The following is a 21,622-nucleotide window of genomic DNA, read 5'->3' as shown; positions in this document are numbered from 1 at the left end:
GGCCACCCGACGCAGTACGAAGTGGCTCAGGCGAAGGCGACCGGCTGGCTGCCCGTCTCCCCGCCCTGATCGATCTTTTCGAGTGCGTCGCGGAAGTCCCGCTGTTCGACCGTGGTCCGTTCGTCGCGGATGGCGAACATCCCGGCTTCGGTCGCCATCGAAGCCAGCTCCGCGCCGGAGAGGCCGTCCGTCTGGCGGGCCATCGCCCGCAGGTCGACGTCCTCGGAGAGGTTCATGTCCTCCGTGTGAATATCCAGGATGCGCTCGCGGCCCGCGACGTCGGGGTTGGGCACCTCGATGAGGCGGTCGAACCGGCCGGGCCGGAGGATGGCGCGGTCGAGCATGTCGAAGCGGTTGGTGGCGGCGATGATGCGGATCTCTCCCCGGTCGTCGAAGCCGTCCATCTCCGAGAGCAGTTGCATCATCGTCCGCTGGACCTCGGCGTCGCCGCTCGTCTTCGATTCGGTCCGCTTGGCGGCGATGGCGTCTATCTCGTCGATGAAGATGATGGCCGGCTGGCGCTCGCTGGCCAGTTCGAAGAGGTCACGGACGAGGCGGGCGCCCTCGCCGATGAACTTCCGGACGAGTTCGGACCCGGCCATCTTGATGAAGGTGGCGTCGGTCTCGTTGGCGACGGCCTTCGCGAGCATCGTCTTGCCCGTCCCGGGCGGGCCGTGGAGCAAGACGCCGCTGGGCGGTTCGATGCCGACGTCCCGGAACTGCTGGGCGTTGACCAGCGGCTCTTCGACGGCCTCGCGGACCTCCCGAATCTGTGCTTCGAGGCCGCCGATGTCGTCGTAGGACACGTCCGGCGACCCGTCGACCTGCATGGCCTGCGCCCGGGCGTCGGTCTCGGGGTCGAGAATCTCCTTGACCGAGAAGGAGTCGTTGATGGCGACGCGGTCGCCGGCCTCCAGCGAGTCGCGGATAGAGGGAGAGACTTCGGTCAGAACCTCTTGGTTGTTGCCGTGCTGTTTGACGACGACGCCGTCGTCGGTGAGTTCCTCGGCCGTTGCGATGTACAGCGAGGAGGTCTTCAGCGTCTCGTTCTCCCGCTCTAGCTGGTCGACCTCGTCGGTGAGGTCCTCCCGACGGTCGCGGGCGCTGTTCAGTTGGTCGGTGAGTTGTTCGTTGACGCGGACGATGTCTTCGAAGTGGTCCCGGAGTGCCTCCAGACGCTCTTCGGGCGTCATGTCGGGGTCGAGGTCCAACCGTGGCCGCTCCGGAAGCGAGGGACTACGCGACATTTGGCTGGGCGGTACTACACGGTTGAGACACAAAGTGCCTTTGGGTGGTATACTGAGTGAAACGTATTTATACGCTCCAGCGGTCGCCGACCCGCCGTCGCGTTCGGCGAAGACCGACTAGAGCAGGCGCTCGAACTCGTCTAAGTACTCGCCGTACGTCGAGAGCGCCGCGTTCACCGGGTCGGGACTCGCCATGTCGACGCCGGCGTCGCGCAGGAGTTCGAGCGGGTACTCCCGGGAGCCACTGCGGAGGAAGTCGACGTAGCGCTCGGCGGCGGGTTCGCCCTCCTCCAGAATCCCGTCGACCAGCGCGACCGCGGCCGAAATCCCGGTCGCGTACTGGTAGACGTAGAACGCCCGGTAGAAGTGGGGGATGCGCATCCACTCGCGGGCGATGCGGTCGTCCAGTTCGGCGGGGGCGTAGTACTCGCCCTTGAGGTCGGCGTAGAGGTCGTCCAGCCTATCGGGCGTCAGGGGGTCGCCCTCTTCGGCCATCTCGTGGGTCTTGTGCTCGAACTCCGCGAACATGGTCTGTCGGTACAGCGTCGACCGGAACCGTTCGAGGTACTCGTTGAGGACGTGCCGGCGCAGTCGCTCGTCCTCGACGGTCTCAAGCAGGTGGTGGGTCAGCAGCGTCTCGTTGACCGTGCTGGCGACTTCGGCGACGAAAATCTCGTAGCCCGAATACACGAACGGTTGCTCCTCGCTAGTGTACTCAGAGTGCATCGAGTGGCCGAGTTCGTGGGCCAGCGTGTACATCGACTCGACGTCGTCCTGATAGTTCAGCAGGATGAACGGCTGGGAGTCGTAGGTGCCGCCGGAGTACGCGCCCGACTGCTTGTGTTTCGTCTCGTAGACGTCGACCCACCGCGACTCTAAGCCCTCGGCCAGTCGGGACTGGTAGTCCTCGCCCAGCGGCGCGACGGCCTCGGTGACGTACTCACAGGCCTGCTCGTACTCGACCTCGGGTGATTCCTCCTGTACGAGCGGGGTGTAGAGGTCCCACATCCGCAACTCGTCGGCGCCGACGGCCTCGCGTTTGAGTTCGGCGTGGTGGTGGAGCGTATCGAGGTTGTCGTGGACGGCGTCGACCAGCGTGTCGTACACCTCGACGGGGACGTTCGGCCCGTTCAGCGCGGCCTCACGGGCGGTGTCGTAGTTGCGGGCTCGGGCCATCTTCACGTCGGTCTTGACGGCGTTCTTGTAGGCCGTGCCGACGGCGTTGCGGACCCCCTCCCACTCGTCGTAGAAGGCCTCGTACACCCGCTGTCGGAAGTCTCGGTCGGGGTGCTTCTGGAGCGTCGTGAAGTTGTTGAGCGTGATGGGCTGGTCGTCGCCGTCGGGGTCCTCCACCGTGGGGAACTCCATGTCGGCGTTGGCCAGCATGTTGTACACCTCGCCCGGCGCGCCCGTGACCTCGCCCAGTTCGGCCAGCAGGTTCTCGACTTCGGCCGAGCGGGTGTGTTCTTTCATCCGCAGGACGTCGTCGAAGTAGTGCTCGTAGGCTTCGAGGTCCGGTTCCGCGTCCATCATCGCCTCGATGTCGTCCCACGCCAGGGACTGCAGTTCCGGTTCGAGGAACGAGGCGGCGCTGCTCGCGTCCGAGGAGAGCGACTGCGAGCGTGCGGTCAGCGCCTGATACGTGTCGTCGGTCGTGTCCTCGTCCTTGCGCATCCGGGCGTAGGAGGCGACGTTCGAGACGGTTCGCATCAGTTCTTCGTAGGTCTCTAAGGTCGCCAGCAGGGTCGCGGCGTCCTCGGTCGCCCGCCCCTCGTAGGCGTCGAGGTCCTCGATGAGGGCCTCTGCCTCCTCGTAGGCGGCCTCCCAGTCCTCGTCCGTCGCGAAGAGGGATTCGAGGTCCCACTTGTAGCTCTCGTCGATGTCGCTGCGTGCGGGTACCGAACTCATGACCCGGCCTAAGCGAGGCGCCGAAGTAAGCCTTTCCGGGCTACGGCAGGCCGTCGCGGACGGTTCCGGCGATTCTCGCCGCGGTCTGTCGCTCGGCCCGCAGGTCGGCGAACACCTCGCGGGCGCTGGACCGCGCGTCGGGGTCGGGCGCGAACGAGACGGCCGGATACGTCACGTCGGTCAGGACGAGCGGATACGCCGGTGCCGGGGCGACGCCCTCGGGGCCCGACAGCGGGTCGCTGCCGAGTACCCGGTCGACCTTCGACGGCGGCGATTCGCCGCGGGCGATTTCGGCGACGAGGCCGACGACCCGCCGGACCAACTGCCGGCAGAAGCCGCCCGCGCGAAGTTCGAAGACGAGGTAGTCGCCGTCGCGGGCGAGGTCGCCGTCGAGAGTCCTGACGGTTCCCTCGTCGTCCGGCGTGAGGTTGTGGAAGTCGTGGTCGCCACGGAGCGCCGCGAACGCGTCCCGTGCCCGTCCCTCGTCGGCGTCGGGCGCGTAGAGGTGGTAGGCGTAGGTCCGTTCGCTCGCGTCGTGAGTCGCGTGGAAGCCCTCGGGCACGTCGGCGCTGGCCCACGCGCGGACGCTCGCCGGGAGTTCGCTGTTGAACGCCGCCGGCGAGAGCCAGCCGGGGGCCTCGAAGGCGACGGTCTGTGCGACGGCGGAGACGCCGGCGTCGGTCCGGCCCGCCGCCGCGTACCCCTCTGGCGGCCCTGCGCTTCGTTCGCGGACGCCGAGTCGGTCCAGCGCGTCCAGCAGTTCGTCCTCGACGGTGGGGACGTCGGGTTGGCGCTGGAACCCGTTGTACGGCCGGCCGTCGTAGGTGACCCGATACGCGCGCATAGGCGGATTTCGTCGAGCAAGCACTTGTGCGGCCCGACTCCCGGTCGGCGGGAACGATAGACGGGTTTAGGACCGTCCACGCCGTAGGCCGAGCATAATGGCTCCGTCCGCCGAAGAGATCCGTCAGTTCCCGCGTCCGCCGGTCACGTTCACCGACCAGAACGGTCGGACGGTGGACATAGAGGCGTACGCTGACGGGCCGGACCCGCTGGTGGCGATGTACACACAGTTCGACGCAGATTCCCGCGCACAGGGCGTCCCGCCGCGAGGGGAGACACAGATACGCGACTGGGTCGAGACGCTGCTCGACGAAGGGCTGAACGTCGTCGTCTGGCACGGCGGGGACGCCGTCGGCCACGCCGTCCTCGTCCCGTCACGGGACTCTTCGGAACTGGCCATCTTCGTCCATCCGGAGTACCAGTCGGCGGGCATCGGCACCCGACTCATCGAGGTACTGCTCGGCTACGGACAGGAAAACGACTTAGACCACGTCTGGCTGGCCGTCTCACGGACCAACCACGTCGCGATGAAACTGTACGACAAGGTCGGGTTCGAGACCCGCCTGCGCGACCGGGCCGAACACGAGATGGAACGCCCGCTCTAGGTCAGTTCGGGTTCCGCCGCCCGGTCGTCGACCACTGTCGCCGCGAGGTCTTCCGTCTCCAGCAGGCGTTCGAGCCGTCGCTCGAACTCCTCGTCAGAAACTTCCCCGCGAGCGTAGCGGTCGCGGAGCCGTTCTATCGGCGATTCGGTTGGCTCAGGTTCGGACGAACGGGCCTGGCTGGTCGCGTCGCTCTCGACGAGCGGGAAGTCGGCGCCGAGGATACCGACGAGCGGCAACACGACGAGAAATCCGAGGATGGCCGTCGCTGCGGCCAACTTCGGGAACCCAGCAATCGGGAACAGCGCCGTCAGCCCGAACGTCAGGACGGCGACGACGCCGGCAAACTTCTTCTTTGGGAGGGTCGGCGGCATACGGAGATACCGCACTCCGATCGACTAAAAACTAGGCCGTCACTCCGCGAAGTCCTCGAACGTCGGCCGGTCGTGGTTGCCGGGGAACGCGTCGACGGGGACCGAAATCTGCTCGCCCTCGTCCATCTCTTTGAGCGTCACCTCGTCGTTTTCGAGGTCCTGTTCGCCGACGATGACCACCGTCTCGGCGTTTATCTCGTCGGCGTAGCCCATCTGCGCGCCGAACGAGCGGTCAGCGATGTCCGTCTCGACGACGTGGCCCTTCTCGCGCAGGTCGCGCGTGATCCGGGCGGCCGTCGCCCGCGTCTCGCCCACCTGCAGGACGTAGTAGTCCGTCGACAGTCCTTCCTCGGGCCAGACACCGGCCCGCTGACACAGCAGTTGTAGCGTCGCGTGACCCGGCGCGAACCCGACGGCTGGGGTCGGTTGCCCCCCAAAGCCCTCGATGAGGTCGTCGTAGCGGCCGCCGCCGAACACCGACCGGGAGACTTCGCCGGTCGAGTCGAAGCACTCGAAGACGACGCCCGTGTAGTAGTCCAGTCCCCGAGCGGTCGTCAGCGACAGCGTGAGGTGGTCTCTCACCCCGAAGTCCTCGGTGGCGTCGAGGACGGCCCGGAGGTTCTGGGTAGCCTCGGCGACGGCCTCGGAACCGGTGATGTCGGCCAGCGAGTCCAGTTCGTCCTCGCCGCTCTGAAGCATCTCGTCGAAGGAGTCGGCCTGTCCGTAGCTCAGGCCGGCCTCGACGAGCGCATCGAGGTACGCCTCGTGGTCGACTTTCGACCGCTTGTCGACGGCGCGGATGGCCTCGCGGGTGTCCACCTCGGCGTCGAAGGAGTCGAGCAGGCCGGCGAGGATGTCGCGGTGGGAGACGCGAATCTGGAAGTCCTCGCTGGTCAGACCGAGGTCGGTGAGCATGTCGACGGCGACGGCCAGCACCTCGGCGTCGGCGGCGGGGTCAGAGGAGCCGAAGATGTCGACGTTGGTCTGGTAGAACTCGCGGAAGCGGCCCTGCTGGACCTGTTCGTAGCGCCAGAACGGCCGGGTCGAGACCCACTTGACCGGCTTCGAGAGAGCCTGTTGCTTCTCGACGAACATCCGGGCGACGGTCGGAGTCAGTTCCGGGGTCAGGGCGACGCTGCGGCCGCCCTTGTCCTCGAAGCTGTACAGTTCCTCGACGATCTCCTCGCCGCTCTTGTCCGTGTACATCTGGGTGGGTTCGAGCGCGGGCGTCCCGATCTCCCGGAAGCCGTAGCGCGTTGCCACGTCCTCGATGGTATCCATGGCCCACCGGCGCGCCGCCATCTCCTCGGGATAGAAGTCGCGAAAACCCTTGACGCGGTCGTACATACACCCGCGTACAGGCAGGGCGCGCTTGAACCTGTCCGTTCCGGGCTGAGCGAACGAAGTGAGTGAAGCCAGCGCTCAGACCGCTCACCGCAACCCGACGACCCGCGACTGCGTGTGATCGGGAAACACGTCGTCGACAGCGGAGTCGCCGTACGACTCGGCCAACAGCGCCCGCAACTCCACCTCGTAGTCGGCTTTCGGTATCTGTGCGCTCGGTCCGGATTCCACGTCGAGCGACTGGGCAGCCATCGCGTCGATGGCACCGCGACCGACGCCGGCGAGCGGTGCGAGGTAGTCCACGCCGAACCGGTCCTCGACGCTCTGGGCCAGCGGTCGGTCGACGGTCGGCACCCGGTCGTCCCGGCGCGTGCCGTCTGCGACGGCGTCGAGCGAGTCGGTCCACGCCCCGTCGGCCACCCGTTCGACGGCGTGTTCGTGGACCTGCTGGATGCCGTTGCGCGGGTAGCCGTCCTCGTACATCCGGTCGACGGCGGCGTGGGCCACGTCGGGGTCCAGTTCGACCGTCTCGTGGGCGAACCCGACCGCCGCGGCCGACGTACGGGCCGGGTCCGGGTCGACGACGCCGAACGTCCCGCTGACCAGCGTCACGTCGTAAAACGGGTCGAGAAGCAACGCCGCTAGCGTCGAGTCCTTGCCGGCGCTGTACAGCAGTCCACAGTGCATCTACCGGCGCTTGATGTCGAAGCTCTTCGAGTCGGGCGTGAGTTCCGAGAGGAGTTCCTTCATCTGCTCTTCGTCAATCTGGTCCTGAATGCGACCGCTCCGGGCGAGCGCGACCACCTGCTGTTCGACCTGTTCGCCGACCTGTGGCTTCGACATCTTGACGGTGTTGAGCCGTTTTCGCGCACCGTCGGTGAGGTGCTGGCGCAACAGCGCCTTCTTCTGGGCTTCGGCCTGCTCTTGGGCGGCCTGCTGGGCCTCGGCGTCGCCGTCGCCCTGCTGTTGTTCTTTGAGCTGTTCCATCTTCTTCTTGCGGAGTTCCTCTAGCTCTTCCTCGCTGGGGTCACCACTCATGAGTACCAGAAACTACCGGCGACTGCCGGAAAACGATTTCGGACCGCCAAACAGGAGAGAGCGGCGTCTACGCGTAGCGTTCGAGTTCCGGACGGTCGAGGTCCTGGATGACCTCGCCGGCCGTGTCGTCCAGCAGCGCCTGCCCGTCACCGGTGACGCGGCGGCCGTCGTTCTCGCTGGTCTCGACGTAGCCGGCGTCTTCGAGTTGCTGGAGCGCGGTGCGGATGATGTTGCCCGAGCCCTTCGACTTCTGGTGGGGTCGAACGCGGTAGCGCGTGGTGCCCTGCTTCGAGGTGCCGTACTCAGAACGGAGGCTGTTGACGCCGACGGGGCCGTCGACGGCGACCTTCCGGAGGAGGCTGGCGGCGCGGCGTGCCCAGAAGTCCGCCTGTTCGGGCGGCAGTTCGCGGTCGACGCCGGTCTTGGCGACGGCCACCCACTCGGGGGCCTCGATGTCGTCCTCGTCTTCGAGCTTCTCGGTGAGGGCCTCGATGAGGTCCTCGGCGGGCGCGTCGTAGAGTGTCGTCATTGGCACTTGCTTTCCGTCGGCGTCATTTAAGCGCATCGTTCGCGTCTCCGGGCGTGAACGGTTCACTCCCCGGCGCTGGCCGCCGCACGGTCCGCACCGAGGGCGCTCGCGACGCCAGCACCCACCAGCGTCGGGAGCAGGTACGTCGCGCTGCGGTGGATGAGGACTGCCGACGCGGCCGCCGGACCGGAGAGCGGCGGCACCGTCGAGACCAGCAGCGTCACCAAGACCGTCTCGATGGCACCGGACCCGCCGGGGAGCGGGACCATGCTCGCGATGCTCCCGACGGGCACGACGAGCAACACCGTCGCCACCGGGACGGCGTGGCCGACGGCGTACAGCGACGTCCACAGCGACGCGGCCAGACACGCCCACCCGAGCGCGGAGAAACCGAGCGTCTGGAGCAGCGTCTCCCGGTCGGTGGCGATGCGGTCGATGGCCGCGAAGAAGCTCTCGATGCGCGTCTCGATGACCGCGGCCGTCGGCGGCGAGCGACGGGGCACCACCCGGCCGAACAGTTTGACGAGCGGCGTGAACAGGTTGACGACGGCGGCTTCGAGTTCGTAGCGGTAGCGCCACCCCATGTAGGCCGCGACGGGCAATCCGACGGCGAGGACGGCGACGGCGACGGCGGCGAACACGAGATTCCGACCGAGTCGCACGGCGCCGGCAGCGACGAAGGTGAACCCGACGATGGCGTACCCGACGGAGGGGACGAAGTGGACGGTGTCGACGCTGGCGATGGCGGCCAACCCCGTCTCGTACTCGCTGTCGGCCGCCGAGGAGATGAGCAGCGCCGAGAGCGGTTCGCCGCCGGCCTGTCCGAACGGTGTGACGTTGTTCGAGAAGACGGCCGCCGCGTAGACGAGTATGGCAGTGTGGGCGGGTACCTCGGACCCGAGCGCCCGGAGGACTGCCCAGAGCGCCAGTCCCCAGGACGTCAGCCAGACGGCGGCGATACCGACGACGACGGCCAGCGCCCCGGGGTCGGCCATGAGGAGCGCGGCCAGCGTCCGGTCGACGCCGACGACCCAGACGAGGACGCCGAGGACGAGCAGCGCCCCCGCAAACCCCGCAATCGTCGCCCACCGGTTGCCGTCCATAGGGGGTTCGTCGCACGTCTCGGCTTTCAACGTACCGACCGGGAGCGACGGTCCGACATCCCCGTGCGTTTTGCCCCCCGACCACGACACCCCACGTATGGACGAGCAGGCCGCTCTCGCGCTCATCGGCGACCGGCTTTCGGCCGCGGGCGACGACTGTGCCGTCGTCGACGGACAGGTCGTCACCACCGATATGCTCCACGAACGGACGGACTTCCCCGGAGGGACGACCCGCTACACCGCCGGGTGGCGGGCCGTCGGCGCGTCGCTGTCGGACGTCGCATCGATGGGTGCCGAGGCGACGGCGGCGGTGGCCGTCTACGCGGCGCCCGAGTTCGACGCTGACGAACTGACGGCGTTCGTCGACGGGGCCGCGGACGTCTGCGAGGCGGTCGGTGCCGAGTACGTCGGCGGCGACCTGGACGGCCACGACGAGTTCACCGTGGCGACGACGGCGCTCGGCGACACCGACGACCCGGTCTTCCGGTCGGGCGCGTCCCCGGGCGACGCCCTGTGTGTCACCGGGACGCTGGGTCGGTCGGGCGCCGCCGTGTGGCTGTTCGAACGTGGCGAAGTCGAGCGGGCCAACGACCTGTTCCGATTCGAACCCCGCGTGCGTGCGGGCGTCGCGCTCCGGCAGTACGCGACGGCGATGATGGATTCGAGCGACGGTCTGGCGCGGTCGGTCCACCAGCTCTGTGCGGCGAGCGACTGCGGGGCGGACCTCTCGGGACCGCTCCCGATAGACGACGCGGTCGACGCGGTGGCCGACGACGCCGAAGAACGCCGCGAACTGGGCGTGTTCTTCGGCGAGGACTTCGAACTGGTGTGTACGGTGCCAGAGGCCGACCTCGAGGGCGCGCGCGAGGCCGTGCCCTGTCCGCTACACCGTATCGGCACCGTCACCGACGGGGCCGTGACGCTTGACGGCACCTCGCTACCGGACCGTGGCTACTCGCACTAGCGGTCGGCAGCCAGCGCCGTCGCGACCTGTTCGACGGCTCTGGCGGCGGCGGTCGCACGCTCTTCGTGGGTTAGTTCGGCCGCCTCGCTGTCGGTACTCGGATCGTCAGCGGGGGTGCCACAGCGGTGAGAGCTCATACGCCAGTCCCGGCTACGGGCTGGGACTCCGTATAAACCGCCGACCGTTGTGTCCGCTTAGCATACCGTTATGTCCTTCAGGTCGCTGTCTCCGGCCCACGGCGTCGTCGCTCGACGTCGAGACCGCATCAGAGATCTCCAGATCGTTTAAATCGAGCGCTGAGGGAGTTCAGGCGATAGAAACGGAGAGCATTCCCGACGCTCACGCGGCCACGATTTCGAACGGGACGGGCGTGAAACAGGCCACGCCGAGTGCGAACGTCGCGATACCGAGGAGGATGCGCCGCCGGTCGAGCGGTTCGTCGACCGTCGGCCGCGCCGGGCCGGCGTACGCCAGTCCGGTGGCGAACAGTCCCCAGAACGCCCACAGCGACCAGACTCCGAACCCGATTGGCGGGGCGTCTCGCGTGAGATAGAGAAAGCCAGCCAGCGCGAACAGGGCGCCCGGCACCGCCGCGGCGATGGTCTCCTGTCGCTGCCCGACGATAGCGCGGACGATGTGCCCCCCATCGAGTTGCCCCACGGGCAGGAGGTTCAGGAAGGTGAAGAACATCCCGGCCCACCCGGCGAAGACGACCGGGTGAACCGACTCGTTGGGGCCGTACTCGACGCCCCAGCCCATGACGTCGACGAACCCCTGTAAGCCTTGCATGAGCAGGGGGTCGTGAAAGCGGAACGCGTACTGCGCGCCGCCGTCTAAGACGCTCTGTGGGACGGTGATAGGCTCTAACGTGAGACCGACGACGGTGACGACCACCGTCGCGACCAACCCCGCCAGCGGCCCGGCGACGCCGATGTCGAACAGCGCCCGCCGGTCGGGAATCTGCCCACGGATGTTGATGACCGCGCCCAGCGTCCCGAGCAAGGACGGGAACGGGATGAAGTACGGGAGCGTCACGTCCACACCGTAGTAGCGGGCGGCGGCGTAGTGGCCGAGTTCGTGGATACCCAGCACGCCGAGCATCGCGGCGACGAACGGCCACGCCTCGAAGATGCGGAGTGGCTGTTCGAGGACGGGGATGTAGTACCAACTGCTCGCGCCGACGTACAGCGACGAGGCGATGGTCACGAGCAATAGCCCGACGTTGAGCCACGGGACGCCGTCGGGGCCCGTAGTGGTCGGTTCCGCGACCAGCGCGTAGGGCTGTGGCGGTGCGGAGACGAGGTCGTGCCCGCCGTCGGTCGTGCCCGTCGCGGACTGTCGTTCGAGTCGGAGGTCGAACCCCCGCCGGGAGAAGAGTGGCCCGAGTTCGTCGACGACGGCGTCGGGCGGGACCAGTGGGTCACCGAAGTATCGGACCGTCTCACCGTCCTGACGGACGGCAGCGACGTGGAACGCACCCGACAAGTCGGCGGGCGACGGGGGTTCGTCGGCAGGGCGACTCATCACATCGCAATACAGCGTGCGGGCACAAATATGCCGTGCCCGCGGATGGAGAACAGGGGGACCGTAGCTGGGGTCGGGCAGACACCAGACAGCGACGTTACGCGGGTTCGACGCGCCAGGTGGTCGCGCTCGTGTACGACCACTTTTCGACCTCGATCTCCGTGGCGCTGTCCTTGAGTTTCACCATCAGCGCACCGATCTCTTTCGGGGAGAGATCGACTTCGTCCGCGATGAACTTGCTCTTGAAGTACATCTCGCCGTCGGCGGCCTTCTCTGCGAGGAAGGACTTGAGACGCTGTTCTTTGGAGGGCTCTTCCTCACCGGAGGGCGTTGCAGTAGCGCTCATCTGTGTCACCTCGACTACGCCTTGTATCGGAGGGAGTATATAAAGAAAGGAAGCTTCGCGTCGCTTCGGGGCCTTTCAGCTCAAATCGGTGTGAAATACACATTTTACGACGGTTTCAAAAACTCTTAGACGTTTTATTATCGCCTCTCGATCCGTAAACGCGACAGTGTAGACGGGCACAGCGAGCGGTTCGAACCCCCCCATTATCAGCGGATTTGGGGCCATTTGACGGCGTATTTTGCTCATATTATGTCTGACAGGCGTCTGCCATCCGGCGGTGTACATCGGATGAGCGGGCTTGATAACCCTTAAGAACGCATCGCGGCTACGGCGAGGCAATGAAGACAGTCGTCTCTATCGGTGGAAGCGTCCTCGTCCCGGACCTCGATGCAGACCGGGTCGCCGCGTACGCCGACGTCGTCGAGTCGCTGGCCGCCGCGGACCAGACGCTCGGCGTCGTCGTCGGCGGCGGCCCCGTCGCTCGCCAGTACATCGGGGCCGCCCGCTCGCTGGGCGCGAACGAGGGCGAACTAGACCAACTCGGTATCGACACGACGCGGCTGAACGCTCGACTCCTCCTCTCGGCGCTCGACGGCGACATCGCCGCGCCGACGATTCCGACCGACTACGAGGAAGCAGCGACGACGCTCCACCGCGACGCCGTCGCCGTCATGGGCGGCGTCGTCCCCGGCCAGACCACCGACGCCGTGGCCGCGGCGCTTGCTGAGTACGTCGACGCCGACCGCCTCGTCTTCGCCACGTCGGTCCCCGGCGTGTTCGACGCCGACCCCAACGAGGACCCCGACGCCGAGCGCTACGACGAGATTCGGGCCTCCGACCTCGTCGAACTGGTCGCCCGCGGGGAGTCGCTCGGGGCTGCCGGGTCGAACGCCCCAATCGACCTGCTGGCGACGAAAGTGCTCAAACGCTCGTCTATCACCGCCGCGGTGGTCGACGGCAGCGACCCCACCGCAGTCGAACGGGCCGTACTGGACGACGACTACGACGGCACCACTATCCTCCCGGACGATGACTGAGACGGTACTCGACCCCTACGAGGTCGGACGGAGTTCCGAACGGGCCTTCTGGGCCGACTCGGTCGCCGACGCCGTCGAGGCCCGCGACCCGGAGGACCCCATCGTCATCAAGGGGGGCGTCTCGCCCTCGGGCGTGCCACACATCGGGCACTTCAACGAGATAATGCGGGGCTACTTCGTCGCCGAGGCCCTGCGTGACCGGGGTCACGAGGTCCGACAGGTGTTCACCGCCGACGACAAGGACCGACTCCGGAAAGTCCCCCGGAAACTCGCGGACTTAGACTGGAACGTCGTCGGTCTCGGCGAGGTGGACGCCGGCGCACTCGGCCGGAACCTCGGGAAACCGTACACGGACATCCCGGACCCGTTCGGCTGTTGTGAGTCCTACGGCGCGCACTTTACGAACCTGCTGAAAAAGAGCGCCGAACTCGTCGGCGTCGACGTCGAGTTCGTCTCGAACACCGAACTGTACGCAGACGGCGAGTTCGAGGCCGTCACTCGACGCGTCCTCGAACGCGCGGACCGCGCCCGCGAGGTGCTCTCGGAGTACCAGAACAAGGTCGACGAGGACTACGTCCCGTTCGTCCCGCAGTGTGAAGCGTGCGGGAAACTCACCGAGGGCGTCACCGAGGTCGACCTCGATGCCGGCGAGGTCCACTACGTCTGTGCGGACGTCGAGGCCGGCGACCAGACCATCGAGGGCTGTGGTCACGAGGGCGTCGCCGGCCTGCGTGACGGCAAACTCCCGTGGCGCTTCGAGTGGCCCGCCCAGTGGGAGATTCTGGGCGTCGACTTCGAACCGTTCGGGAAGGACCACGCCGAGGGGTCGTGGCCCTCCGGCGAGGACATCGCCCGGAACGTACTGGACGTCGACCCCCCCGTACCGATGGTGTACGAGTGGTTTACGCTGGAGGGCGAACCGCTCTCTTCCTCCTCGGGGAACGTCGTCACCGTCGACGAGGTGCTGGAGATTCTGGAGCCCGAGGTGTTCAAGTACTTCTTCACGAAGAACCCACGGAAACAGCGGGACTTCTCGGTCGCGAACGTGGACCGGCTGGTCGACGACTTCGACCGCTTCGAGACCGTCTACTTCGGCGAAGTCGACCCGCGTGACGAGACGGAGAAAGCGCTCGCCGAGCGTGCCTACCCGATGGTCGTCGACGAGCCCCGCGAGGACCGGGTCCGCATCCCCTACACCTTCGCCGCGGTACTGGGGATGACCGACGACCCCGGACTCCGCGAGGACATCGCCCGGAAGGAGGGGCACATCCCCGACGACGCCCCCGAGTGGGCCGTCGACGGCGCGCTGGCCCGCGTCGAACGCGCCCGCAACTGGGCCCGGCGGACGAGCAACGAGTTCGACTACGAACTCAAGCGGGCCGAACTGCCCGACGCCGAGTTCGACGACGCCACCGCGGCCGCGCTCGACGACCTCGCGGACTTCGTCGCGGAAGGCCACGACGGCGAGGCGATTCAGGGCGAGATATACGAGACGGCCAAGCGCCACGACGTCGACGTCGGCGAGTTCTTCGCGGCGGGCTACCGCCTGCTGTTCGACGACACCGAAGGCCCGCAACTCGGACCGTTCATCGCGAAACTCGACCGGGACTTCGTCGTAAAGCGGTTGCGACGCGAGGCGTGACTTCCTCCCCAACCACCTCGCTCACTGCCTGCTCGGTTCGCTCCCCGAGGTATTGACAACTGAGCGGCGACATTCTCGACGGCTTGCTGCATGGAGCGACCATCGATAGATCGAGAGGGACAGTTTCCCGAGGACGATGAACGCGACAAGCAGGCAGGGTCGTCAAAACCCGCTCTTAAAAAACTCGACAACTGATAAAGAGACGCTTACGGTTACGGGCGACCGCCGAGTGACGACCTTTCCCCACCGCCGTCTGTTGAATCGAGGCGGACGACATCGGGTAAGCGACGTATAGTGATATGCGTCGATTCGAACGTCATAGCGTGCGCTCGTTCATCACCACACTCGGCAAATGGACGCTTGCCAAGGCTGACAAACTCGGCATTGCCACGCCCGACGTTATCTACGGCTTTGGCGACCGCTGGCTTCGCTTGGTCTCCAACACGCCGACCGAGGAAGCCCACGCTGTCGCCGACGTCCTGTACGAGGCATACGAGCCTGACTCCGTGATAGACCTCGGGTGTGGACTCGGCCGGTACCTGACTGGGTTTCAGGCCCATGGCGCCACAGTCCACGGCGTCGAAGGCTGTTCACAAGCCCGAGACCACGCCGAGATACCGGCCGACGCGCTCACTATCCACGACCTCCGCGAGCCGCTGGAGTTCGAGGACCGGTACGATCTGGCGCTGTGTATCGAGACCGCCGAACACATCCCGTCGCGCTTCGCCGACACCCTCGTCGAGACCGTCACGGCAGCGGCGCCGCGCGTGGTCTTCACTGCCGCCCCACCCGGGCACCGCGGGACCCATCACGTAAACGAAGCACCACGAGAGTACTGGATCGAGAAGTTCCAGTCGAACGGGTTCTCGTACGCCGCTGCGGAGACGGACCGGCTTCAGGAATCGATTCGCTCCGAAATAGACGCCGCAGAGTGGGTCGCCGACCGACCCTTTATTTTCGTTCAGCGATAGCACGACGCTCACAGTCGTGTTGTGTACGTTCTCTGTCCGAGCATCCGGCGCGAGCGAAGCGAGTGAGCGCGTTTTTCATAGCCGTTTTCGGGGTCAGGCGGTCGCCGCAGACGAGCGCGATGTCCCGAGTGAAAGCGGCCGAACCCGAACCCTCTTGCTTTGCTGGCCCCACGTTCCGGTACATGGTGAGTACGCTCACGTGGGTCCTCGTCGGCGTCGTCGCCTACACGCTGGTTGCGATGGCACTGAAGGCCCGCGGTGTGGTTCCCGATTTCATCCGCTTTAGCGGTCCGATAACGACGATTCACACACAGAGTGGGAAGATCCTCTTAGAGCGACTGGCCAGACCCAAACGGTTCTGGCGGGCCTGGACCAACCTCGGGTTCGGCGTCGCGCTGGTCGTGATGGTCGGGTCGTTCCTGCTGGTCGTCCTCGGTGCGTATCAAGCCGTGGTCAACCCACAGCCCTCACAACTCACCGAACCCCGAAACGTCCTCGTCATCCCGGGCGTCAACGACTTTCTCCCCCTGTCGGTCGCCCCGGAGATACTCGCTGGCTTCGTCATCACGCTGGTCGTCCACGAGGGCGGCCACGGCCTGCTGTGTCGGGTCGGCGACATCGACATCGAGTCGATGGGCATCGCGACGATCGCGCTCGTCCCGCTAGGTGCGTTCGTCGAACCTGACGAAGAGGACGTCCAGACGGCTGACCGCGGGGCGCAGGCGCGGATGTACGTCGCCGGCGTGACGAACAACTTCGCCGTGGCCCTCCTCTGTCTGGCGCTGTTGTTCGGTCCCGTCGTCGGCGCAATCTCCGTCGTCGGTGGCGTCCCCATCGGCGGGACGCTCCCCCAGTCGCCGGCCGACGAGGCCGGCATCGACAGCGGTGCCGTCATCACGACCGTCGACGGCCAACCGGTCGCGAACAGCAGCGACCTGGATCGGCGGCTCGAAGACGCCGGCGGAACGGTCGACGTCGGACTGCGAAACGGCGAGACCAGAACAGTCACCCGGTCGGTGGTGGTAAACAGCGCCGTCGAAGGGAGCCCCCTCGGCATCAACCAGACGATAGTCGCGGTCAACGGCACGGAAGTCAGGACGACGACGCAGTTCCGGGCGGCGACCGAGAACCGGAGCGTCGCGACGTTCACGCTCGACGACGGCGAGACGGTCACGACGCCGGTCGGCGGGTACGCGGTCGTCTCTGACGACGGGCCGCTCGCCGCCGAGGGCGCACCGACCGACCAGCCGCTCTACATCACCAGCGTCGACGGCCAGCGGACGCCCAACGCCAGCGCCGTCTTCCGCTCGCTCTCGGGGTCCGAACCCGGCGAGCAGGTTCGCATCACCGGCTACGCAGGCGGCGAACGGCAGGTCTACGAGATCACGCTCACGGAGCGCAGCGACTTAGACCCCGGCATCGGCGTCCAGTACGTCGCCCGGGGGACGAGCGGCTTTACCAGCAACGACTTCGGAATTCAGGCCTACCCCGCGAACACCTTCCTCGCACTCATCGGTGGGAACCCGGCCGAAGAGACCCGGTTCGACTCGCTCTCGTTCCCCCAACTCGTCGGCGCGTCCATCGCCCTGCCCTTTGCGACCGCTGCACTGGGCTTCCAGTACAACTTCGCGGGCTTTACCGGTATCGCGACGAACTTCTTTACCGTCTCCGGCCCGCTGAGCGTTCTGGGCACCGAGGGCGTGTTCCTGCTTGCGAACCTCCTGTTCTGGACAGGGTGGATAAACCTCGTCGCCGGCCAGTTCAACCTCGTCCCCACGTATCCGCTCGACGGCGGGCACATCCTGCGCGTCTGCTCGGAGTCGGTCGTCTCCCGCCTTCCGATTTCGAACCGGCGGCGGATCGTGACGACGACCACGCTGGGCATCTCGCTCGCGATGATCGGCAGCCTCGTGTTCATCATCGCCGCACCGCAGTTACTGGGCTGACGCGGGCGCCCACGGCGTCCGCTGTCGGCCGCTGAACCGCACCGCCTCCGCTTCGTTAAGGCTAAATCGGCCCCTCCGATACACCCGATATGTTTCTACAGATGCGTGCGGAGGTCGAGGACGCCCTCGAAACCGCACTGGAGACGCTCGACCTCCCGACGGCGGACCTCGGTGTCGAGGAGCCCCCGGAAGACGTCGACGCCGTCCTCGCTTCGAGCGCGGCGTTCCGCCTCGCCGGTGAGATCGGTGCGCCGCCGCCGAAAGTCGCGGCCGACGTCGCCGACGCCATCGACGTCGGCTCGCTGACGTACGTCAGCGCGGTCACGACACAGGGGCCGTACGTTAACTTCCTCCCGAGCGACGCCTACTTCGCGGAGACGCTCGATGCGGCGACGGACGACGACTTCGGTCGCCTCCCGGACCGCGAGACGAGCGTCGTCGTCGAACACACCTCCGCGAACCCGACCGGCCCCGTCCACGTCGGCCGGGCCCGGAACCCCATCATCGGCGACGCCGTCGCTCGCGTGCTGGATTACGCCGGCTACGACGTCGACCGGCACTACTACGTCAACGACGCCGGCCGACAGATAGCGGTGTTCACGTGGGCCTACGAGACGTTCGACGAGTCCGATCTCCCCGAACCCGAGCGTGACTCCCCCGAGTACGAGATGGTCCGCTACTACCGGAAGGGCAACTCGTTCCTCGAAGACGGCGATCCGGACGAGGTAGAGACGGCAGAGGCCGAGATACAGGCCATCCTGCAGGGTCTCGAGGCGGGCGACGAGACGACGTACGAGCGCGTCGCCGAAGTCGTCGACACCGTGCTGGGCGGGATGCAGACGACGCTCGGCCGCCTCCCCGCCGAGTTCGACGAGTTCGTCAAAGAGACGCGGTTCATGCGCGACGGCAGCACCGACGAGTTGGTCGACCGCCTGAAAGAACTCGACTGCGCCGTCTACGAGGAGGACGCGTGGCAACTCGACCTCCCCGACTTCGAGAAGAACCTCGTCTTTCTCCGCTCTGACGACACGTCTCTGTACACCACCCGTGACCTCGCCCATCACGAGTGGAAGTTCGACAACTACGACCGCGCCGTCACGGTGCTGGGCGAGGACCACAAACTGCAGGCCGACCAGCTTTCGGCTGCCCTCGAACTGCTGGGCAACGACACCGACCAGCTCCGGCAGGTGTTCTACTCGTGGGTCAACCTCCCCGAAGGCGGGATGAGTACCCGGGAGGGAACCGGCATCGATTTAGACGACCTGCTCGACGAGGCCATCGCCCGGGCCCGCGAGGAGGTCGAATCGCGGCTCGACGACCGGAGTCGTGGCGAACTGGACGAGGACGATATCGAACGCATCGCCCATCAGGTCGGCATCGGCGCGGTCCGCTATGACATCGTCTCGAAACAGCCGACGAAGGGTATCACCTTCGAGTGGGACCGCGCGCTGGACTTCGAGGCCCAGTCCGCCCCCTACGTCCAGTACATCCACGCCCGCTGCTGTGGGATTCTAGACGAGACCGGCGCCGACGAACGGACGGCCTCGTTCGACCACCTCGACGAACCGGAAGAACGAGCCCTCCTGCGGGTCATCGCTCGGTTCCCGGCGGTCATCGACGAAGCCGCCGAGGACCTCCAACCCCACACCGTCGCCACGTACACCCGTGACCTCGCCGAGACGTTCAACGCGTTCTACCGGGAGTGTCCGGTACTCGACGCCGACGAGGAGACCCGCGCAGCACGGCTTGCGCTCGTCGCCAGCACGCGCCACACGGTCGCGAACGCCCTCGATGCCGTCGGTGTCGCGGCACCGACCTCGATGTGAGGCGGGGTCGAAACCGATCAGAAACCCTAGTTGAACAGGCCGAAGACGCCGCCGGACTCCTCTTCGTCCGCGTCCGCATCTGTGACCTCCTCCTCGTCGACGAACCAACTGTCGTCGACGATGGTGTCGACGTCCTCCTCGACGGTCGCACCCTCGAAAAAGAGGCCTTCGAGCGCGTCGGTCAGGCGGAGGTAGGCGTCGGCGGCGGGGCTCTCTGGCCGGTTGAGCACCAGCGGTTCGTCCGTCGTCGCCTGCGGGTCGTCGGGGACGACGGCGAGCAACGGGAACGCAAACCGGTCGGCGATATCGGCGACGTCGGTGTGGCGGGTGACGCGGTTGATGATGGCGCCGATGACCTCGCCGTCGATGCGCTCGGCCAGTTCCGCAGTCTTGACCGTATCACCGACGGCGACGTCGTCCGGCGTGGTCACGAGGACGATGCCGTCGGCCAGCCCCAGCGGGACCGCCACCTCGTGGCTCAGGCCCGCACCGGTGTCGATGAGGACCACGTCGTAGGCGTTGCGCAACGTCTTGATGACCTTCCGGAGCTTCGCCGGGTCCGCATCGGCGAAGGCCTCTAAGGACTGCTCACCGGGGATGACCGTCAGGCCGCCCGCGGCGTCGGTGAGCGCCTCGCTGACCGCGGCGTTGCCCGCCAGAATCTCGTGGAGGCTCTTTTCGGGTTCGACAGACAGCATCGCACCGAGGTTAGCCATCCCGAGGTCAGCGTCGACGACGGCCACGTCGTACCCGAGTTCCTGTAAGCCAGCGCCGACGTTGACCGCGGTCGTCGTCTTCCCGACCCCGCCTTTCCCGCCCGCAATCGTACACACGTACCCCGCCATAATCTGGTTGTGTGTCCTCTGTACGGGGAGTTATATAAACCCGGCTGTCCCTGTCTCCGTGTGTCATGGGTGAGTCGGGCAGAGTGGCGAGGCTCCGTCGACCGTAGCTCTCGCTGTCAACAGGTTCTTACGCAACGTCGGCGAAAACAGTGTAATGAGCGAGCAGCAGGAAGGACAGGAGCAGTCGGACAAACAGAAGTACGAGTTCCGGAAGGTAATCGAGGAGCTCAAGGGGTATCAGGGGTCAGGAACACAGCTCGTCTCTATCTACGTTCCCGAGGACAAGCTGCTGAGCGACGTCGTCGCCCACGTCACCCAAGAGCACTCCGAGGCCTCGAACATCAAGTCGAAGGACACCCGCACCGCGGTGCAGGACGCCTTGACCTCTATCAAGGACCGCCTGCGCTACTACGACACGGCGCCGGAGAACGGGATGGTGCTGTTCTCCGGTGCCATCGATACCGGGGGCGGCCGCACCGACATGGTGACGAAGGTGCTAGAGAGTCCGCCGGACCCAATCCAGTCGTTCCGCTATCACTGTGACTCGAACTTCCTCACCGGGCCACTAGAGGAGATGCTGGCCGACAAGGGCCTGTTCGGCCTCGTCGTGCTGGACCGGCGCGAGGCCAACGTCGGGTGGCTCAAGGGCAAGCGCGTCGAACCCGTCAAGTCCGCCTCGTCGCTGGTGCCGGGCAAGCAGCGAAAAGGTGGCCAGTCCGCCCAGCGATTCGCTCGACTCCGGTTGGAAGCCATCGACAATTTCTACCAGGAGGTGGCGGGGATGGCGAACGAACTGTTCGTCCCCGACCGCCACGAGATGGACGGCGTCCTCGTGGGCGGCCCCTCGCCGACGAAAGACGAGTTCCTCGACGGTGACTACCTCCACCACGAACTCCAGGACATGGTGCTGGGGAAGTTCGACGTGGCCTACACCGACGAGTCCGGCCTCTACGACCTCGTCGACGCCGCCGACGAGGTGCTGGCCCAACACGAGATGCTGGAGGACAAGCAGGTCATGGAGGAGTTCTTCAAGCAACTCCACGACGGCGATAAGGCCACCTACGGGTTCGATCAGACCCGGCAGAACCTCAACATGGGCGCCGTCGAGACGCTCCTCATCTCCGAGGACCTCCGGAAGGACGTCGTCGCCTACACCTGCGAGAACGGCCACGACGAGTACGACCTCATAGACAGCAGCAAGACCACGTCCGACCACGAGTGTACGCGATGTTCGGCCACTGTCGACGCCGAAGCGGGCGAGCGCGAAGACGCCATCGACCACCTGATGGAACTGGCCGAACAGCGCGGGACCGAGACGATGTTCATCTCGACCGACTTCGAGAAGGGCGAACAGCTCCTGACCGCCTTCGGCGGCGTCGCGGGCCTCTTGCGATACTCGACGGGCGTGTAAGCCCCGATAGCCGCCAGTCCTGCCTGCTCTTGCCGTCGTCGACCTGTGTTCTGGCCGACTAAGCACCGATTACCGGCCGGACTGTCACGAGTAGGGACCACCGCTCGGTCCCAAGACCCGCC

The 21,622-nt window shown here is 66.4% G+C and carries 21 protein-coding genes; 8 read left to right on the top strand and 13 right to left on the bottom strand.

Translation table 11 applies throughout. From position 1 onward, the window contains the following. Positions 1-26: 26 nt before the first annotated feature. From pan2 to truA, 3 genes are all read right to left on the bottom strand, one after another. Positions 27-1,247 (bottom strand): proteasome-activating nucleotidase Pan2, encoded by a 1,221-nt coding sequence (gene pan2, locus IEY28_RS07715; protein ID WP_188996070.1) that lies wholly within the window; start codon positions 1,245-1,247, stop codon positions 27-29. A 117-nt stretch (positions 1,248-1,364) separates the two neighbouring features. Then, positions 1,365-3,155: an oligoendopeptidase F gene (gene pepF / locus IEY28_RS07710; protein WP_188996068.1), complete on the bottom strand. Its 1,791-nt coding sequence runs from the start codon at positions 3,153-3,155 to the stop codon at positions 1,365-1,367. Between the two features lie 40 nt (positions 3,156-3,195). After that, a complete protein-coding gene (gene truA / locus IEY28_RS07705; protein WP_188996066.1) occupies positions 3,196-3,999 on the bottom strand; it encodes a tRNA pseudouridine(38-40) synthase TruA in 804 nt (267 codons plus the stop codon). A gap of 97 nt (positions 4,000-4,096) precedes the next feature. Here truA and IEY28_RS07700 point away from each other — a divergent pair, with 97 nt between their 5' ends. Next, positions 4,097-4,603 carry a GNAT family N-acetyltransferase gene (locus IEY28_RS07700; protein ID WP_188996064.1) on the top strand — a complete coding sequence of 169 codons (507 nt, stop codon included), beginning with the start codon at positions 4,097-4,099 and terminating at the stop codon, positions 4,601-4,603. Here IEY28_RS07700 and IEY28_RS07695 read toward each other — a convergent pair. The 6 genes from IEY28_RS07695 to IEY28_RS07670 form a co-directional block, all read right to left on the bottom strand. Beyond that, complete coding sequence (locus IEY28_RS07695; RefSeq protein ID WP_188996062.1) at positions 4,600-4,974, bottom strand: SHOCT domain-containing protein; 375 nt, start codon at positions 4,972-4,974, stop codon at positions 4,600-4,602. The genes IEY28_RS07700 and IEY28_RS07695 overlap by 4 nt on opposite strands. A 39-nt stretch (positions 4,975-5,013) precedes the next feature. Then, on the bottom strand, positions 5,014-6,321 hold the full coding sequence (hisS, locus tag IEY28_RS07690; protein WP_188996060.1) for a histidine--tRNA ligase: 1,308 nt from the start codon (positions 6,319-6,321) through the stop codon (positions 5,014-5,016). Between the two features lie 84 nt (positions 6,322-6,405). After that, on the bottom strand, positions 6,406-7,005 hold the full coding sequence (locus IEY28_RS07685; RefSeq protein ID WP_188996058.1) for a DUF7411 family protein: 600 nt from the start codon (positions 7,003-7,005) through the stop codon (positions 6,406-6,408). Further along, a complete protein-coding gene (locus tag IEY28_RS07680) occupies positions 7,006-7,356 on the bottom strand; it encodes a DNA-binding protein (protein WP_188996056.1) in 351 nt (116 codons plus the stop codon). A gap of 67 nt (positions 7,357-7,423) precedes the next feature. Further along, the gene (locus tag IEY28_RS07675; protein ID WP_188996054.1) at positions 7,424-7,885 is read right to left on the bottom strand and encodes a 30S ribosomal protein S19e; all 462 of its coding nucleotides are present in this window, start codon (positions 7,883-7,885) and stop codon (positions 7,424-7,426) included. Between the two features lie 62 nt (positions 7,886-7,947). Continuing rightward, positions 7,948-8,988, bottom strand: coding sequence for a lysylphosphatidylglycerol synthase transmembrane domain-containing protein (locus IEY28_RS07670; RefSeq protein ID WP_188996052.1), 1,041 nt, complete (start codon positions 8,986-8,988; stop codon positions 7,948-7,950). 97 nt (positions 8,989-9,085) lie between these two features. On the opposite strand from IEY28_RS07670, the gene thiL reads away from it, so the two are divergent. Next, the gene (thiL, locus tag IEY28_RS07665) at positions 9,086-9,952 is read left to right on the top strand and encodes a thiamine-phosphate kinase (protein ID WP_188996050.1); all 867 of its coding nucleotides are present in this window, start codon (positions 9,086-9,088) and stop codon (positions 9,950-9,952) included. On the opposite strand, the gene IEY28_RS07660 is transcribed toward thiL, so the two are convergent. From IEY28_RS07660 to IEY28_RS07650, 3 genes are all read right to left on the bottom strand, one after another. Beyond that, positions 9,949-10,089, bottom strand: a complete 141-nt coding sequence (locus tag IEY28_RS07660) for a hypothetical protein (RefSeq protein WP_166966569.1) — start codon at positions 10,087-10,089, stop codon at positions 9,949-9,951. The genes thiL and IEY28_RS07660 overlap by 4 nt on opposite strands. Positions 10,090-10,291: 202 nt before the next feature. Continuing rightward, positions 10,292-11,476 carry a site-2 protease family protein gene (locus IEY28_RS07655; protein ID WP_188996048.1) on the bottom strand — a complete coding sequence of 395 codons (1,185 nt, stop codon included), beginning with the start codon at positions 11,474-11,476 and terminating at the stop codon, positions 10,292-10,294. A gap of 97 nt (positions 11,477-11,573) precedes the next feature. After that, on the bottom strand, positions 11,574-11,822 hold the full coding sequence (locus IEY28_RS07650) for a DUF7123 family protein (RefSeq protein WP_166966572.1): 249 nt from the start codon (positions 11,820-11,822) through the stop codon (positions 11,574-11,576). Positions 11,823-12,160: 338 nt separating this feature from the next. Here IEY28_RS07650 and pyrH point away from each other — a divergent pair, with 338 nt between their 5' ends. The 5 genes from pyrH to argS all read left to right on the top strand — a co-directional run bounded on the left by pyrH (position 12,161) and on the right by argS (position 19,244). Beyond that, positions 12,161-12,859 (top strand): UMP kinase, encoded by a 699-nt coding sequence (gene pyrH / locus IEY28_RS07645; protein WP_188996046.1) that lies wholly within the window; start codon positions 12,161-12,163, stop codon positions 12,857-12,859. Continuing rightward, the gene (lysS, locus tag IEY28_RS07640) at positions 12,852-14,501 is read left to right on the top strand and encodes a lysine--tRNA ligase (protein WP_188996044.1); all 1,650 of its coding nucleotides are present in this window, start codon (positions 12,852-12,854) and stop codon (positions 14,499-14,501) included. The genes pyrH and lysS overlap by 8 nt, the downstream gene beginning before the upstream one ends. A 299-nt stretch (positions 14,502-14,800) precedes the next feature. Beyond that, positions 14,801-15,472 carry a methyltransferase domain-containing protein gene (locus IEY28_RS07635; RefSeq protein WP_188996042.1) on the top strand — a complete coding sequence of 224 codons (672 nt, stop codon included), beginning with the start codon at positions 14,801-14,803 and terminating at the stop codon, positions 15,470-15,472. Between the two features lie 182 nt (positions 15,473-15,654). Then, on the top strand, positions 15,655-17,418 hold the full coding sequence (locus IEY28_RS07630) for a site-2 protease family protein (RefSeq protein WP_188996040.1): 1,764 nt from the start codon (positions 15,655-15,657) through the stop codon (positions 17,416-17,418). Between the two features lie 89 nt (positions 17,419-17,507). After that, positions 17,508-19,244, top strand: a complete 1,737-nt coding sequence (gene argS / locus IEY28_RS07625; protein ID WP_188996038.1) for an arginine--tRNA ligase — start codon at positions 17,508-17,510, stop codon at positions 19,242-19,244. A 26-nt stretch (positions 19,245-19,270) separates the two neighbouring features. On the opposite strand, the gene IEY28_RS07620 is transcribed toward argS, so the two are convergent. Further along, entirely contained in the window at positions 19,271-20,089 is an 819-nt protein-coding gene (locus tag IEY28_RS07620) for a MinD/ParA family ATP-binding protein (RefSeq protein ID WP_188996036.1), read from the bottom strand. 154 nt (positions 20,090-20,243) lie between these two features. Between IEY28_RS07620 and prf1 the strand changes: the two genes are divergently transcribed. After that, positions 20,244-21,500: a peptide chain release factor aRF-1 gene (prf1, locus tag IEY28_RS07615; protein ID WP_188996034.1), complete on the top strand. Its 1,257-nt coding sequence runs from the start codon at positions 20,244-20,246 to the stop codon at positions 21,498-21,500. Positions 21,501-21,622: the final 122 nt, after the last annotated feature.

Source organism: Haloarcula pellucida, assembly GCF_014647235.1.
GTDB lineage: Archaea > Halobacteriota > Halobacteria > Halobacteriales > Haloarculaceae > Haloarcula > Haloarcula pellucida.
This window is presented reverse-complemented; position numbering and strand designations above follow the sequence as displayed.

Coding starts and splice junctions, on each gene's coding strand:
- pan2 (WP_188996070.1), bottom strand. CDS start 1,247: ATGTCGCGTAGTCCCTCGCTTCCGGAGCGGCCACGGTTGGACCTCGAC.
- pepF (WP_188996068.1), bottom strand. CDS start 3,155: ATGAGTTCGGTACCCGCACGCAGCGACATCGACGAGAGCTACAAGTGG.
- truA (WP_188996066.1), bottom strand. CDS start 3,999: ATGCGCGCGTATCGGGTCACCTACGACGGCCGGCCGTACAACGGGTTC.
- IEY28_RS07700 (WP_188996064.1), top strand. CDS start 4,097: ATGGCTCCGTCCGCCGAAGAGATCCGTCAGTTCCCGCGTCCGCCGGTC.
- IEY28_RS07695 (WP_188996062.1), bottom strand. CDS start 4,974: ATGCCGCCGACCCTCCCAAAGAAGAAGTTTGCCGGCGTCGTCGCCGTC.
- hisS (WP_188996060.1), bottom strand. CDS start 6,321: ATGTACGACCGCGTCAAGGGTTTTCGCGACTTCTATCCCGAGGAGATG.
- IEY28_RS07685 (WP_188996058.1), bottom strand. CDS start 7,005: ATGCACTGTGGACTGCTGTACAGCGCCGGCAAGGACTCGACGCTAGCG.
- IEY28_RS07680 (WP_188996056.1), bottom strand. CDS start 7,356: ATGAGTGGTGACCCCAGCGAGGAAGAGCTAGAGGAACTCCGCAAGAAG.
- IEY28_RS07675 (WP_188996054.1), bottom strand. CDS start 7,885: ATGACGACACTCTACGACGCGCCCGCCGAGGACCTCATCGAGGCCCTC.
- IEY28_RS07670 (WP_188996052.1), bottom strand. CDS start 8,988: ATGGACGGCAACCGGTGGGCGACGATTGCGGGGTTTGCGGGGGCGCTG.
- thiL (WP_188996050.1), top strand. CDS start 9,086: ATGGACGAGCAGGCCGCTCTCGCGCTCATCGGCGACCGGCTTTCGGCC.
- IEY28_RS07660 (WP_166966569.1), bottom strand. CDS start 10,089: ATGAGCTCTCACCGCTGTGGCACCCCCGCTGACGATCCGAGTACCGAC.
- IEY28_RS07655 (WP_188996048.1), bottom strand. CDS start 11,476: ATGAGTCGCCCTGCCGACGAACCCCCGTCGCCCGCCGACTTGTCGGGT.
- IEY28_RS07650 (WP_166966572.1), bottom strand. CDS start 11,822: ATGAGCGCTACTGCAACGCCCTCCGGTGAGGAAGAGCCCTCCAAAGAA.
- pyrH (WP_188996046.1), top strand. CDS start 12,161: ATGAAGACAGTCGTCTCTATCGGTGGAAGCGTCCTCGTCCCGGACCTC.
- lysS (WP_188996044.1), top strand. CDS start 12,852: ATGACTGAGACGGTACTCGACCCCTACGAGGTCGGACGGAGTTCCGAA.
- IEY28_RS07635 (WP_188996042.1), top strand. CDS start 14,801: ATGCGTCGATTCGAACGTCATAGCGTGCGCTCGTTCATCACCACACTC.
- IEY28_RS07630 (WP_188996040.1), top strand. CDS start 15,655: ATGGTGAGTACGCTCACGTGGGTCCTCGTCGGCGTCGTCGCCTACACG.
- argS (WP_188996038.1), top strand. CDS start 17,508: ATGTTTCTACAGATGCGTGCGGAGGTCGAGGACGCCCTCGAAACCGCA.
- IEY28_RS07620 (WP_188996036.1), bottom strand. CDS start 20,089: ATGGCGGGGTACGTGTGTACGATTGCGGGCGGGAAAGGCGGGGTCGGG.
- prf1 (WP_188996034.1), top strand. CDS start 20,244: ATGAGCGAGCAGCAGGAAGGACAGGAGCAGTCGGACAAACAGAAGTAC.